This is a genomic window from Vibrio sp. 811, assembly GCF_033339195.1.
Genome location: NZ_JAWOUB010000019.1, coordinates 41,553 through 57,078, shown reverse-complemented (window position 1 = coordinate 57,078; position 15,526 = coordinate 41,553). Strand labels below are relative to the sequence as shown.

10 protein-coding genes are annotated in these 15,526 nt (G+C 43.0%); 6 read left to right on the top strand and 4 right to left on the bottom strand.

Features of this window, described 5'->3' with window-relative positions; all coding sequences use genetic code 11:
* Positions 1–69: 69 nt before the first annotated feature.
* Positions 70–903 carry a S1 RNA-binding domain-containing protein gene (locus R7Q46_RS20735; protein WP_017633794.1) on the top strand — a complete coding sequence of 278 codons (834 nt, stop codon included), beginning with the start codon at positions 70–72 and terminating at the stop codon, positions 901–903.
* Between the two features lie 282 nt (positions 904–1,185).
* Here the strand turns inward: R7Q46_RS20735 and rsmF are convergent, their stop codons facing one another.
* From rsmF to R7Q46_RS20715, 4 genes are all read right to left on the bottom strand, one after another.
* Positions 1,186–2,622 carry a 16S rRNA (cytosine(1407)-C(5))-methyltransferase RsmF gene (rsmF, locus tag R7Q46_RS20730; RefSeq protein WP_318077760.1) on the bottom strand — a complete coding sequence of 479 codons (1,437 nt, stop codon included), beginning with the start codon at positions 2,620–2,622 and terminating at the stop codon, positions 1,186–1,188.
* Positions 2,623–2,772: 150 nt separating this feature from the next.
* Positions 2,773–5,421: an MlaD family protein gene (locus R7Q46_RS20725; protein WP_017634276.1), complete on the bottom strand. Its 2,649-nt coding sequence runs from the start codon at positions 5,419–5,421 to the stop codon at positions 2,773–2,775.
* Positions 5,414–6,664, bottom strand: coding sequence for a paraquat-inducible protein A (locus R7Q46_RS20720; RefSeq protein ID WP_005377429.1), 1,251 nt, complete (start codon positions 6,662–6,664; stop codon positions 5,414–5,416). Before R7Q46_RS20720 ends, R7Q46_RS20725 begins: the two co-directional genes overlap by 8 nt.
* A gap of 24 nt (positions 6,665–6,688) precedes the next feature.
* Positions 6,689–8,485, bottom strand: coding sequence for an ABC transporter ATP-binding protein (locus tag R7Q46_RS20715; protein WP_005377431.1), 1,797 nt, complete (start codon positions 8,483–8,485; stop codon positions 6,689–6,691).
* Positions 8,486–8,577: 92 nt separating this feature from the next.
* Here R7Q46_RS20715 and R7Q46_RS20710 point away from each other — a divergent pair, with 92 nt between their 5' ends.
* From R7Q46_RS20710 to pepN, 5 genes are all read left to right on the top strand, one after another.
* Entirely contained in the window at positions 8,578–9,051 is a 474-nt protein-coding gene (locus R7Q46_RS20710) for a GAF domain-containing protein (protein ID WP_005377433.1), read from the top strand.
* 97 nt (positions 9,052–9,148) lie between these two features.
* Complete coding sequence (gene proQ / locus R7Q46_RS20705) at positions 9,149–9,775, top strand: RNA chaperone ProQ (protein WP_005377435.1); 627 nt, start codon at positions 9,149–9,151, stop codon at positions 9,773–9,775.
* Positions 9,776–9,792: 17 nt separating this feature from the next.
* Positions 9,793–11,799, top strand: a complete 2,007-nt coding sequence (gene prc, locus R7Q46_RS20700) for a carboxy terminal-processing peptidase (protein WP_033905323.1) — start codon at positions 9,793–9,795, stop codon at positions 11,797–11,799.
* 194 nt (positions 11,800–11,993) lie between these two features.
* A complete protein-coding gene (locus tag R7Q46_RS20695) occupies positions 11,994–12,659 on the top strand; it encodes a hypothetical protein (RefSeq protein ID WP_005377438.1) in 666 nt (221 codons plus the stop codon).
* A gap of 226 nt (positions 12,660–12,885) precedes the next feature.
* Entirely contained in the window at positions 12,886–15,492 is a 2,607-nt protein-coding gene (gene pepN / locus R7Q46_RS20690) for an aminopeptidase N (RefSeq protein WP_318077758.1), read from the top strand.
* The last annotated feature ends 34 nt before the right edge of the window (positions 15,493–15,526 follow it).

Sequence of the window (15,526 nt, the reverse complement as noted above, 5' to 3'; positions counted from 1 at the left end):
TGCTTTTCTCTCTGATTTTCTTGTTAGTTTAGGTATAATTCCACGTAAATTTAAAAAGAGACAAAATCAATGATTAAAATTGGTCAAATTAACAGCTTAGAAGTCATTAAAAAGGCTGATTTTGGCGTATTTCTGGATGGCGATGATTACGGTTCTGTTCTACTACCTAGTAAGTATGTACCAGAGGGTACTGAAATTGGTGAGCATGTAGACGTATTTCTGTACTTCGATTCAGAAAGCCAACTTGCTGCGACCATTGAAAGACCAATTGCCCAAGTGGGTGAATGGGGTTTAATGAAGATTGAGGGTGTGAATGCGACAGGTGCTTTTGTAAATTGGGGCATCAAAGAAAAGGACTTACTGATTCCTTTTAGTGAGCAACGCACTCGCTTCTCTGCCGGACAAACCATTTTAGTGTATGTTTATACCGACAAAGCGTCAGGTCGCATTGTTGGTACGACTAAGTTCAATAAATGGTTAGATAAAACTCCAGCGAATTATGAAGTTAACGAACAAGTTGATTTGATCATCGCAGAGCGTAGTCAACTTGGTTATAAAGCTATCGTTAACGGTAAGCATTGGGGCATGATTTTCCCATCGGATGTTTTTGGTAAGCTTTACATCGGTAAAAAGCTGAAAGGCTTTATTAAGCACATTCGTGAAGATGGCAAAATCGACCTTGCTCTACAAAAAGTTGGTGTGGCGAAAATGGACGATCTTTCTAGTAAGATCCTTGACCTGCTAGAGAAGAAAGGCGGATTTTTGCCTTTGAATGACAAGTCGTCTCCTGAAGCGATTTTTGATGCTTTCCGCACAAGTAAAGGGACTTATAAAAAGACCATCGGTGGCTTATACAAGCAGGGTAAAATTGTCATTGAGAAAGACGGTATTCGTCTAGCGTAGTCCTAACTCACGTATAGCGGATCTGCAGCCAAAAAAACGGCCCAAACTTTTCCTTTTTTTGGGCCTAGGGGAAACGGCTCCGCAGAGCCTGCGCTAAACTTGTCCAACAATAATTTTGTTGGTGAACATAGAGAGAAATGCCACATCAAAGCATTACTTTGATACAACTAGTTTAGTACAGCGTATCCGGATCGCTAGCGAGCCCAGTTGCTTTCATACTTACGAATTAAAAAGCCATCGCAAATACGATGGCTTTTCATTTATTTATGATTCGCTACTTCTTTAAAATAAGTTCTTATCTCGTACTAATTCGCGAGGAAGACCATTCTTTATTCGGTTGCTTACCCACTTGCCAAGGCCAATAACTGCGCCTTGATAGGTGACAAGTACTTCGCCTTTACCTGTTTTCATTCCCTCAAGAATGGTTTGTGGGCGAACATCACGCCCCATGTACCATTCGCGCGCTTCTTCAATACTGAGTTCAATGGCGTTGCTTTCAGAACCTGTCGCCAGGGCAGTCGCGACTTGGTGTTGCCAACGGTAGCCATTTTTATGGGCTTCCGCGATCTTTATACCCATACGGGAGAAGCGTAATTCGCCGATCATCGGTTCTAAAGCATTAGGGAATAACCAGACATCTTTATCGCGAAGCCATACAGAACTGTCATTTGGAAGTTTAATACCTAACGCGCTTTGGAGTTGTTGAGCAATTTCTGTCGATTCTTTTTTTGAAGTTTTAGCAAAGGGGAATTTCCCCATGCGCTTTTTGACTTCTGGCGCCTCAACAGCAGCCAGTTTGCGAATTCTTGCAACAAAGAACCCTTCACAGTCGTAGACCTGCGGGAAAATATGCAAAAAGCCTTCTTCAGTTAGAGCTGCCTCTGCGTTTTCAAACAAGTTCTCAAGGCTTTCAAACTCTACAGCATCCCCAAAGGTTTCTTTCAAGTGATGACAAACTTGTTGGTTTTCTTCTGTACTGAGCGTACATGTTGAGTAAACCATCACACCACCGGGCTTTAATGCATGGAAGGCGCTTTCAATAAGATCTTTCTGTGTGTCAGCGATGTCGAGTACAGAAGCTTGCGTCCAGTTTTTTATCGCATCTTCGTCCTTGCGAACGGTGCCTTCTCCAGAGCAAGGCGCGTCGAGCAAAACCGCATCAAATTGTTCTGGTAGCCAACCGCCAAAAACGCGTCCATCGAAGTTACTTAGTGCGGCGTTACGTACCCCACAACGTTCCACATTAGCGTGCAGTACTTTTACACGACTTGCGGCGTATTCATTGGCCACAAGTACACCTTCGTTGTTCATTAAAGCTGCAATTTGAGTGGTTTTTGAGCCTGGAGCGGCTGCGGTATCTAACACGGCATCGTAAGATTCATCATTCATAAACAGAGCAGATACCGGCATCATCGAACTGGCTTCTTGAATGTAGAATAAGCCAGACATGTGTTCTGCTGTGTTGCCTAATGGTACAACTGACTCGTCCGCTTCAATCCAAAACCCCGTGTCACACCAAGGCACAGGAGAAAGCTTCCAGCCTTTTGTTTCTGCTCGTTCTAAAAACGCTTCAACGCTGATCTTCAACGTATTAACTCGAATACTCTTGCGCAGTGGCTTTTGGCACGATGCGATAAAGTCTTCCATGTTGAGGTGAGCTGGAAGGATAGTTTGGATTTTTTCCAGAAACGCGTCTGGGATGTAAACATTAGGATGCAATGTGGGATCTCGTTTGCAGAATTTGTGGCAAATAATATACGAAAGCGAAGCAGAAACGAATAGTGACAAGGGCCGAGCAATAAAAAAGAGCAGCGATTGCTGCTCTTTTAAGGTACTCAAACTTCAATTGTACGTGAATTGAGCTTTATTCTACGGCTTAGGAATCGCAGTACGCCATTGAGTCCAACCTTCTTCAGCTTGTGGATACAAAAAGAAAGATTGCCCACTTTTTGCCGCTGGTGGAATAGTCGATTGCTCTGGCGTTGAAAACGCAATTCCTCCGCGAACTAAACTATCAAATGTGCCTGCTTTGATGTTCGCGCCAGTAAGCCCGATGGAGACATCTACTCCTGAAACATTCCAAAACACGCTGTTTTGACGAACGAGGTAAGCATATTCAGGCTGTATTTTGATAGTCGTGACGATGCGATCAGCAAATTCTCCTAGGCTTACGTCGGTCACTTGGCCAACTTCCATCTGGCGGTAAAGAATAGGGGTACCGACTTGTACTGAGCCTCTTTGTTCACTTTGTAACGTAAACATGATTCCATGCACGCGTTCTGAACTATTTTCTAACTGAAAATCAAATTTGGCTTTACCTTTACCTGGTTCAACACTGATGGATTTCGACACCAACGCTCCGAGGTTTTTAACGCCACCTAAACCAATTTCTGGTTCAGTTAGCCAAAAATGTGAACCTTCAACTGCAATGTTTTCTACGTATTCAGGTAGGATTCTTGCAGTGACTTCAACCATGTTACGACGAAAATTCGGTACAACCAGAGTGATTTCACCAACTTTAACACCTTGATATTCAATCGGCATTCCTTTAGCAATCTCTTGCGAACCGTCGGTTTCTAAAGCAATGACGCGCCCAAACTTGCGAGCGGTTTTTTGATCAGAATACAGCTTCCAGTTTTCTCCGATTTTGTTTTCAACGCCTGGTACGGAGTCAAAAGCGATGCCACCTTCGATTAACGATTTTAAAGGGTGCGCTTTTACACTAACTCCGGCTAATGATGCATCTATCTCGATCCCTGAACGATTCCAAAAAACGGTTTGTGGCGTTACAAGATAAGCGAAGCGGTTTTCGATGGTAGCCTTAATTAGTACTCCGCCATCAACTAGTTGGAAATCGGAGACGTTACCAACTGGAAGATTACGATAGAGTAGAGGACTGCCTTTGGAAATCGGCGGCAATTCAGAAGCAAATAGTGTTAGCGCCCTAGAGCCACTTTGATTGTACTGCGCCAATTCAGCCAATGATTCATTTTGGAACAGCTGATACTCTTTTTGAATATCCTGCTTGCCTTCGCTCACAAAACTAATTGACCCGGTTAACAACTGCTTTGCTGGAGGAACGGTAACGCTGAGCCCGGATTCAGTTAACTCTGCTGATGCACTGCCGGTTACATAAAAACGATTGTTTGATTTGATCAGATGTTTGTATTCATGGTCAATCAATACATCCATAAATACTTCGTGTTGTGATTTTTTATCTTCCTTAACTAGGCCCACTTTGATGATTGAACCAACAACGATGCCTTTATAAAGTACATTGGCACCGCTATCTAGGCCAAACGAATTGTCGGACACCAACCGAATCGCGATGGACTTTTCTTGCTGTTGGTTAAACACGTTTTTACGAATGGCAGTAAAGCGGCGAGAGCGTTCACCTGCGCCCGGCACGATCGTTAAGAAGTTTCCTCGCACTAAATTAGCAATGTTTTCAACACCAGAAAGGGACACTTTTGCTTCTTCTAAAACAAATCGAGTACCTGTCGTCAGCATGTCACTAAAAGCGGGTTGAATTGCCGCTGACGCCAATATCACTTCTCGGCCTTCGGAAAGGCTCAAGTCCGTAACTTGGCCAATTTCGATTCCGCGATACATAATTGGAGCGCCTTCTCCGCTGATCTTGCTGTCATCAGGTAGGACGATTTTAACCGCGATGCCTCGACCAGCAGTTTTCAAATCTTTATACAAACGGAACTCGGTGTTCTCTTCTACAGGCTCACCATCATCCGGAGAGTCGACGGCGATGGCGCCACCTAGTAAGGCACTCATGCTTTCTAGTCTTACATCGACACCTTCAAAACCGATGCTGGCACCAATTCCACTGACGTTCCAGAATCGACTGCGGTTGTTAATGATATGTCGGTATTGATCCTGAATGTTGGCTTGAATAGTGATAGATTTTGCATCTTCATCTAGCTGGTAACTGTACACTTCACCGATTGGGATTTTCTTATAAACAATTTGAGAGCCAACCGATACACCACCTAAATCACGGCTTTTGAGCTTAATATTCAAACCTTGAGAAACGCGTAAATCTGTTGGGGCAGAGTCTAACGCATGGAATGTTGTCTCAAACTCTTGACCATCTCCGGGTTGAATCGAGATGTAGTTACCTGAGACGAGCGCATCCAGTCCGGAAACTCCCGTTAGGCTAGCTGTTGGTTTTACTAACCAAAAGCGTGTTTTATCGTTCAGTAACTTTGCAGCTTCAGGATAGATATCAGCATCGACATAAATACTGCCGAGATCTTCGGTGAGGTTAATGTCTCTTACCATGCCGACTTCTAATCCTTGGTAACGGATAGTGGTTCGGCCGGCGACAAGACCAGCGGCATCAGAAAAATAGATTTGCACTCGTTGTCCTGCATCGTGTATCGACTTCACAACAAGCCAGCCAGCTAAGACCATGGTCAAAATTGGCAACAGCCAAAGAGGAGATATGCCTTTACTCCGCTTTACATCTGGTACGTATGACGTTTGAGAACTGTTCTGATCACTCATTCATTGACTCTTTTTCTGATTGTTTTGGGCTTGTTTGGTCCCAGATTAGCCTTGGATCAATACTTTCTGCTGCAAGCATGGTCAACACTACGACAACACCAAATGCTACGGCGCCATATCCTGGTGTGAAATCCAGTATCTGACCACGATCGACTAAAGTCATCATGATAGAAATAACAAACAAATCCATCACAGACCATTTACCGATCCATTTAACAACAAAGTAAACCATCATTCGTTGTCTCTTAAACACCGAACGTTTGAATTGGATGCAAAGCATGATGTAGGCGAGCCCAAGTATTTTAATCACCGGGACAACGATACTGGCAACAAAAATGATCGCAGCGATTCCATACATGCCGCTTTTTACCAAACCTGCCACGCCTGAAAAAATAGTGTCCTCCAAACGCTTACCATTGGTAAGCAAGATGGAAATAGGGATCAGGTTAGCGGGGAAGATGGCGACCGTTGCTGCGATGAGGTAAGCCCATGTTTTCTGAATGGAGTTTGGCTTGCGATGATATAACTCGTGATGACAACGCTGGCAATGGTCACCCTCAGGCTGGGACAAGTGGCATTCATGGCAATGCACATCTTTATGCTCAAAAGCATATAAACTTTCTGGTTTCCAAGCTTCCCAATAACGACGCACGCTGATTCTTGAAACTAACAAAACGGTAAATATCTGCAAAAGAACCAGACCAATTAACCCTGGACCGACGAAAATGTCGGAATAATCTTGGAGTTTAAAACAGGAAATGGCGATGCTAACTAAGAACACATCTAACATAACCCAATGCTTCAAATGTTGAATTAGCCACAGTGAGATACGAAGCCCACGGAACCATCGTTGATGTAAAGAAATATGCGCCGTTACCACTGAAACACAAACCGTCAGTGGCGCAAGAGAGCTACAAAATAGAATGAGCAATGAAAGAAGAACAAATCCTTCTTCCATCAATGTGATCATCCCTGAAGGTAGGGTTGCCGGAATCATCACACCAAAGAGTCGGATGCTAATAAAGTTAAAAAAGTGCGATGGAATAAATAGTAGGATGCAGGTTATCGCGACGGCTAGATTACCAGAGAGGCTAGGGCTACCTCCGCGATATAATTGTGTACCACAACGAGGGCAGTGTGCATTTTTGCCATGGGGTAAGTCGACGATGTCGACAGGCAATTCACAACCTTGGCACAGACGTACGTTATTGGGTTGCATGGCGTGCTTAGACAGAGAGGTCATAACGACCTCTCTAGCTTGAACGATTTAAGCGTGGGACTGTATGCCCCCATATAAGGTTTGATATAAGCCTTCTTGCTCAACTAACTCACCATGAGTACCTGTTTGCGTCACTTTCCCATCTTCAAGCACGTAGATCAAATCGGCTTGTTTAACAGCGGATAGTCGGTGCGCAACGATTAATGTTGTTCTACCACGTAAGAACTCGGTCAGTGCTTTGTGTAAAGCCGCTTCAGTAGCGGTATCTAGCGCAGACGTGGCTTCGTCTAAAATAACAAATTGAGGATTACTCAGCACCATTCTAGCAATGGCAAGCCGTTGTCGTTGACCTCCTGACAAACGAATGCCATTACGACCAACTTGAGTATCCAAGCCGTGGTTAAGTTGAGAAATTACATCATGCAGCTGAGCCACTTCAAGCGCACGCCAAAGTGACATTTCGTCAAAATTACCACCAAGCGTTAGATTATGCCTCAAGGTGTCGTTAAATAGTATAGGTTGCTGTAATACCACGGCAATTTTGTCGCGAATTACTTCAAAGCCAATATCTTCTGTTAATTCATCATTAAAGCGAATGCTACCGGAGTTTTGACGGTAAACCCCAATAAGTAATTGTATCAAGGTCGACTTACCACCGCCGCTTGCACCAACCAACGCCACTTTCTTTCCTGCCGGCATATGTAAAGAAAGATTATCTAGGACTTTGTTTTCATTATTGTAAGAGAAATTAATGTTTTCTACTTTAACATCAACTTCTCTACCTTCTTTGAAAGGATTTACCTTAGGAACCGGTCTCTGCTCTTCTTCTAACTCTAATAAGTCGTTGATGCGTTTTAATGCGGCTTTAGCGCTGTACCAAGAAAACTGAATCCCAAGCAACTCTTGAACAGGAGACAGCATGAACCATAGGTAACCAAAAACGGCAAATATTTGACCAATAGTAAGGTCACTGAACATGACCATTAACATTGCGACAGCTCTGAATAATTCAAAGCCGATCAAAAAGAGAAGGAAAGAAACGCGACCAGCCGCTTCAGATTGCCAAGCATACTTGTCTGCATCAACGCGAACTTGGTTCGCACTGTCTTTGAGTTGCTGGAGAAATTCTCGCTCTTTATTGGCCGCGCGTAGTTGGTAGATTCCATCTAATGTTTCAACTAAACGGTTTTGGAAAATTTCAAAAGAATGATTTTCCTTCCGTTTCAGATGTTTAACCATACTGCCTAGTTTACGTGAGAAGTAAATGACAATAGGGTTAACTAACAGGATAAACAGACCAAGTCGCCAATCGAGCCAAAGTAGAACGATAGCAGTACCAATAACAGTCAGAAAACTGATAACGAATTTTGCTAACGTAGAACCAATAAATTTATCAATGGTCTCAATGTCAGTGATAAGGTGTGCGTTGATTCCTCCGCTACCTTTGGTCTCGTATTGTCGGATGCTGATACGGCCGAGTTTGTCGATCATTTTACTGCGCATCTCAAACGTGATGGTTTTTGAAACAAGCGTAAATTGTCGGCTTTGAAGGATATTTAATCCTTGGCTCGCAGCTCGCATAAGAACAACCAAGAACAGGGTAAAGAAAATATAGCCTGTCGGAGTGTGCCACGCTTCAGGGAGAATGGCATTCATGGCATCTAAGCCTTTTGCAGGTTGGTCCAATAAGACCTCATCAACCATCAAAGGCATGAGGAGGGGAATTGGAACACTAATCAAGGTTGCAAGCACCGCTATCAAGTTCGCTATGATCAGCTTGGACTTGTGCTTTTTTACTTGTGTTATCAACCAAGAACGGCTAATAGTGTCATTTTTCAGAAGCATTGTAATTGAGAATAAGTCCTATTATAAAGTAGGGCTGCATTTTAGCGCCATACATTGAGAATGGAAGCTTTTATAGTAAGTAGGAAGTTAATATGAACTTAGAACAATACCAAAGACTAACCAAACAAGCTGTTGCTCTAATTGAGTCTGAACCAGACTTTATTGCGAACCTAGCAAACTTGAGCTCATTGCTTTTCATGGAACTTGACGATCTTAACTGGGCAGGCTTTTACCTAACAAAAGGTGAAGAGCTTGTTCTTGGTCCGTTCCAAGGAAAACCAGCTTGTGTTCGTATCCCAATGGGTCGAGGCGTCTGCGGTACTGCTGCACAAACTAATACTATACAAAGAGTATACGACGTTCACGAATTTGAGGGGCATATTGCGTGCGATGCAGCGAGCAATTCAGAAATTGTGATTCCATTTTCTATTAATGGAAAGGTGGTTGGTGTACTTGATATTGATAGTCCAAGTATTGGCCGATTTAATGAAACAGACGAAGAAGGTCTCACTCATTTCATGGTTGAAGTAGAAAAGCTGCTTAATTCACACGCGAACGACGCATAAATTAGCCTTCGAGTGTGGTTTTTCCTTGGCATGTCACTATAATACGAGAATATTTTTTCTTAATGCTCGCGGAAATCCGCTCAAATCAGGACCCCTCATGACTGAAAAGTTAAAAAACAGCAAAGAAGTTATTGCATATATTGCTGAATGTTTCCCTAAGTGCTTTACTTTAGAAGGTGAAGCAAAACCTCTGAAAATTGGTATTTTTCAAGATCTTGCGGAACGTCTAAATGAAGACGAAAAAGTAAGCAAAACACAGCTTCGTGCAGCGTTAAGACAGTACACTTCATCATGGCGTTACCTACACGGTGTAAAACCAGGTGCAGTACGTGTAGACCTAGATGGCAACCCTTGTGGTGAGCTAGAAGAAGAGCACGTTGAACACGCGAAAGCGACACTTGCAGAAAGCAAGGCGAAAGTTCAGGCTCGTCGTAAAGAACAAGCACAAAAAGCTCGTGAAGAGGGTAAGGCGAAAGCGAAACCTGCGGCTAAAAAGCCTCAACAGCCTCGTCGTACTAATAAACCAAAAGTACAAAAACCAACTAAGCCTGTAGAAACGCGCGCTCTAAATGCTGATGAAATCACAGTAGGTAACGCAGTTAACGTGAACATGGGCAAAGGAAACATGGCAGCGACCATTGTTGAAATCAATAAGGATGATGTACGTGTTCAACTTGCTAACGGCCTACAAATGGTTGTGAAAGCGGAGCACTTGCGCGCATAAAGGAGATACTCCTACGCATGAATTGCCGTTCAAAAGTGACCCTGATTGCTGCTAGCTTATGGCTAGCAGCATCAGCTCAGGCTCTTGAAGCCAAACTACATAAAGATGACCTGCCGGTTCTTTCTCCTGAAGTTCAGCATGAAACAGCTAGCAAACGAGTCACCTCGCGATTTACCCGCTCTCATTATAAGCACTTCAGCCTCAATGATGATTTCTCTAAAGCGATCTTTGAACGCTATGTAGAGTTGCTTGATTACAATAGAAATATTTTCACTCAAGCAGACATCGACTCATTTAAAAACTGGTCAGTCGAGCTTGATGATCAGCTTAAATCGGGCAACAACCAAATTGCTTTTGATGTTTACAACCTCTCAATGCAGAAGCGTTTCGATCGTTTTGCTTATGCGTTAACTCTACTCGATGAAGAGATCAAGTTTGATACCGATGACGAGATAGAGTTAGACCGCTCTGAGGCCGCATGGCCAAAAGACGAAGCAGAGCTCAACGAGTTGTGGCGCAAGCGTGTGAAATATGACGCGTTAAATCTGAAACTGACTGGCAAAGAGTGGCCAGAGATTAAAGAAGTTTTAGAGAAGCGTTATAACAACGCGATGAAGCGCATCACACAGACCAACAATGAAGACGCATTTCAGTTGTATATGAATGCCTTCGCGCGACAGGTTGACCCTCATACAAGCTACCTTTCTCCACGTAATGCCGAGCAATTCCAATCGGAAATGAACCTTTCTCTAGAAGGCATCGGTGCCGTTTTGCAAATGACAGACGATTACACAGTAATTCGTTCACTTGTTGTTGGCGGTCCGGCGTCGAAGAGTAAGCAACTTGGTGAAGGGGACCGAATCACTGGTGTTGGACAAGACGGTGAAGAAATTGTCGACGTGATCGGTTGGCGTCTGGATGATGTTGTTCAGTTAATCAAAGGCCCGAAAGGCACAAAGGTTAATCTACAGATCTTGCCAGAAGGTAACGATGCGAAGAGTTACATTGTCACAATTGTTCGTGACAAAGTTCGCTTAGAAGATCGTGCGGTTAAGTCAGAAATCATCGAAAAAGACGGTAAGAAGATTGGTATTTTAGAAGTACCAAGTTTCTACGTCGGCTTATCGAAAGACACCGATAAATTACTAGCTGAGTTGAAAACCAAAAACGTTGACGGCGTAATCGTTGATCTACGTAACAATGGTGGTGGTGCGCTAACAGAAGCGACGGCATTGACAGGTTTATTCATTAAAGAAGGTCCTGTAGTTCAAGTTCGTGACAGCTATGGCCGCATCAAGGTGAATGCCGATACCGATGGAAAAGTGAGTTATGATGGCCCATTGACGGTATTGATTAACCGCTACAGTGCTTCAGCATCTGAAATTTTTGCAGCGGCAATGCAAGATTATAATCGTGCAATCATCTTAGGTGAAAACTCTTTCGGTAAAGGTACAGTTCAGCAACATCGTTCACTGAATCATATTTACGATCTTTTCGATAAAGAGCTAGGTTATGTTCAGTACACGATTCAGAAGTTTTATCGTATTGACGGTGGAAGTACGCAAAATCGTGGTGTTGCACCAGATATTTCGTACCCAACGCCAATCGAGGCTTCTGAAACAGGTGAAAGTGTTGAAGACAATGCTTTACCTTGGGATCAGATTGATAAAGCACAATATCAAACGTTTCCAAGTAACGACGCCTTAGTTGAAAAACTTACTGCTCTTCATAACAAGCGTATTTCTGATGAGATGGAGTTCCGCTTTATCAATGAAGACATCGAGAAATATCGTAAAGAAAAAGACGATAATACTTTGTCTTTGAACGAAAAAGTTCGTAAAGCTGAATCGGATAAAGCGGAAGCACTTCGATTACAACGCATAAATGAACGTCAAGCTGCTTTGGGTAAAAAAGCATTCAAAACATTGGATGATATACCAAAAGACTACGAGGCTCCTGATGTTTATTTAGATGAGTCTGTCGCGATTATGGTCGATCTACTTAAGCAGGAAAATCAGTCATAATAACTGGCAATTTAGAATAAAAAGAGTGAGTCTTTCAGATTCACTCTTTTTTTATGCCTTTTTGTCTTCCGCTGTCTCGATATCGAGCAAGATATTCGCTTATTTTCCCCCAATAATTTACGTGATCTACATCTAAAATTTCGCGAAAGTGAGGACTACTGGCTAAGCTAAAAGAAAACGATAAGGATGCCGATATGAAGTGGTTCTTTATTTTACTTAGCTTTTGCTGCTTTAGTGTGTTTGGTGGAGAAAACACCAGAGAAGATGAATTAAGTCACTTTGACACGCCGTTTCTCATCGGAGACTGGTATTTAATGAACCCAAACCCCGAAGAGTCAGCTGAAAACTTTCGTGCGATCAAACTCTCATTAGGTTCTGACTACAGCTTTTCTATTGATATTCAAAAGAAAGACTATTCCGTTGACCATTGGGAAGGGCTGTATAACGCAAATGAAGACACCATCGTTCTTGGTTTAAACACCGACGAGCCTCAAATTTATGCCTATCGCAACAACCATAATACGCTTGATCTTAATGGTGTAACATTCACTAAGGGATTATCCAATTCACTTGCAGGTATTTGGTCTAGCTCTCACGTATCTGGCGACGGTCTAGTGGCCAACAACATTAATCAGATGGATTTGATACTTCAACCTGATTTCGTGTTCATGTTTAGGGTTTCGAACGAAGAAGGGGATGAGTCCATAAAACAAGGTGTGTTTTACACAGAAGATGAGTTTTTGGTTCTGTTGTATGAAAATGGCGAGCATGGAACCACGTATAAGCTCAACAAGAATGAGCTAACGATCGAAGATTCCAATGGTGATATGTACGCCGTACTCAATAGAGTTACGCCATGATGCCTTTAACATGCGCCAAATTACGCGTGCGTACGGTAAGTCATTAATGTTGTTTAAATGTTAATCAAAAAACGGAGCTAGAGCACTAAAAGCTCCGTTTTTTGATGGAAAGACTTGTATTCTGATACCACAACCCCTACAAATAGCTTATATAGTGATACCAGAACTGCATTTTTGATCATGCAGTCTGGTATTTTTGTTGTTCGACATACAAGGATTTATGCTCATGTCTCAAGCTCCCCAGGCCAAATATCGTAAAGATTATAAAGAGCCATCTCATGCGATTACTGATATCGATCTAACGTTTGATCTATATGACAATGACACAATCGTTACGGCGGTATCAAAAGTTGCTCAAAAAGGCGATACAACAACGCTAGAACTCGATGGCGAAGGGCTTGAGCTACGCGCTGTAAAAGTAAATGGTGAGGATTGGGCTCATCACGAGGTGAAGGAGTCATCGCTGGTATTGACCGATCTTCCATCCGAGTTTGAACTTGAAATCGTCACCAAAATTGATCCTGAAGCGAATACAGCACTCGAAGGTTTGTACAAATCAGGCGGCGCATTTTGTACTCAGTGTGAGGCTGAGGGCTTTCGCCGTATCACGTACTATCTAGACCGTCCGGATGTTCTAGCAAAATACACAACAAAAGTGATCGCAGATAAAGCGGTTTATCCATATTTGCTGAGCAATGGTAACCGAATTGCAGAAGGCGATGCAGAGAACGGTCGTCACTGGGTTCAATGGCAGGATCCGCATCCAAAACCAGCTTACTTGTTCGCCCTTGTTGCAGGCGACTTTGATGTATTGCGTGACAAATATACAACGATGTCAGGTCGCAGTGTTGATTTAGAAATCTTTGTTGATAAAGGTAACTTAGATCGTGCAGGTCATGCGATGACATCTTTGATCAACTCGATGAAGTGGGATGAGGAACGCTTTGGCCTGGAATACGATCTGGATATTTACATGATCGTTGCTGTTGATTTCTTCAACATGGGTGCAATGGAAAACAAAGGCTTGAACATTTTTAACTCAAAATATGTTCTGGCGAACGATCAAACTGCGACAGATCGTGACTATTTAGGTATCGAAGCTGTGATCGGTCATGAGTACTTCCACAACTGGACTGGCAACCGTGTCACTTGTCGTGACTGGTTCCAACTAAGTCTAAAAGAAGGCTTAACCGTATTCCGTGACCAAGAATTCTCTTCTGACTTAGGTTCTCGTGCTGATAACCGTATTGATAACGTACGTATTATTCGTGGTCCTCAATTTGCGGAAGATGCAAGCCCAATGTCTCACCCGATTCGTCCTGACAAAGTCATTGAGATGAATAACTTCTACACGCTAACGGTGTATGAAAAGGGCAGCGAAGTTATTCGCATGTACCATACACTCCTTGGCGAAGAGGGCTTCCAAAAAGGAATGAAACTTTATTTTGAACGTCACGATGGTACCGCCGCGACGTGTGAAGACTTTGTTTCTGCAATGGAAGATGCCACCGGTGTTGATTTAAAACAGTTCCGTTTGTGGTACAGCCAATCGGGTACACCAACGCTACGCGTAAATAGCGAATACAACGCTGATGCAAAAACTTACGCACTAACGGTAGAGCAATTTACGGAGCCGACGCAAGACCAAGCAGAAAAACAAGCGCTGCATATTCCGTTCGATATCGAGTTGTATGATTCGAAAGGTCGAGTTATCCCACTGGTGATTAACGGTGAATCTGTTCATAACGTGCTGGATATTAAACAAGATAAGCAAACGTTCGTATTTGAAAATGTCGAAGAACAGCCAGTGCCATCTTTGTTGCGTGAATTCTCGGCACCAGTCAAATTAGAATACGATTACAGCGATGACGAGTTAGTCTTCTTGATGAAGCACGCAACGAACGATTTTGCTCGATGGGACGCTAGCCAAATGCTATTGGCTAAATACATTCGTCAGAATGTGAAAAATGTTCAAGCGGGACAAGAAGTATCGCTTTCTGAAGGTGTGATAGATGCTTTCCGCGGTGTGCTGTTGGATGAAACGCTTGAGCCAGCTTTCATTGCTCAAGTTTTCTCTATGCCTTCAATCAATGAGATTACTGGTTGGTACCAGCAAATTGATATCGATGCCGTAGACAAAGTGCTAAACAGCATTACAGTGTCACTTTCTAAAGAGTTAGAAGATGAGCTAAGTGCGACTTATCACACGCTTAAGCAAACAGAGTATACGATCGACCATGCTGCTATTGGCAAGCGTGCTTTACGTAACCGTTGCCTTCAGTACCTAGCACATACGGAAAAAGGTAATGATTTAGTCAACGCGCAGTACGCATCTGCAAATAACATGACAGATACGATTGCTGCGATGAGTGCTGCAAATAACGCTCAGCTCGAGTGTCGTGAAGCACTTATGGCTGATTATAGCGATAAATGGAAGCACGATGGTTTGGTTATGGATAAATGGTTTGCACTTCAAGGTAGCAATCCTGCAGAGGATGCTCTTGAAAAAGTAAAAGCAACCATGAACCACGAAGCATTTAGTTTGAAAAATCCGAACCGTACGCGCAGCTTAATTGGCTCGTTCTTAAGTGCGAACCCTGTACGTTTCCATGATAAATCCGGTGTAGGTTACCAGTTTGCCGGTGAAATTCTTCGCCAACTAAATGATTCGAACCCACAAGTAGCTTCTCGAATGATTGATCCTTTGCTTAAGTTCCGTAAATACGATGAAGCTCGCCAAGCAATGATTCGTGCAGAACTTGAAAAGCTCAAAGCAATGGATAATCTTGCTAAAGATCTATTCGAAAAAGTGACTAAAGCACTAGACGAATAGTAAACAACACAATAGGGTGGTCATTAAGACCACC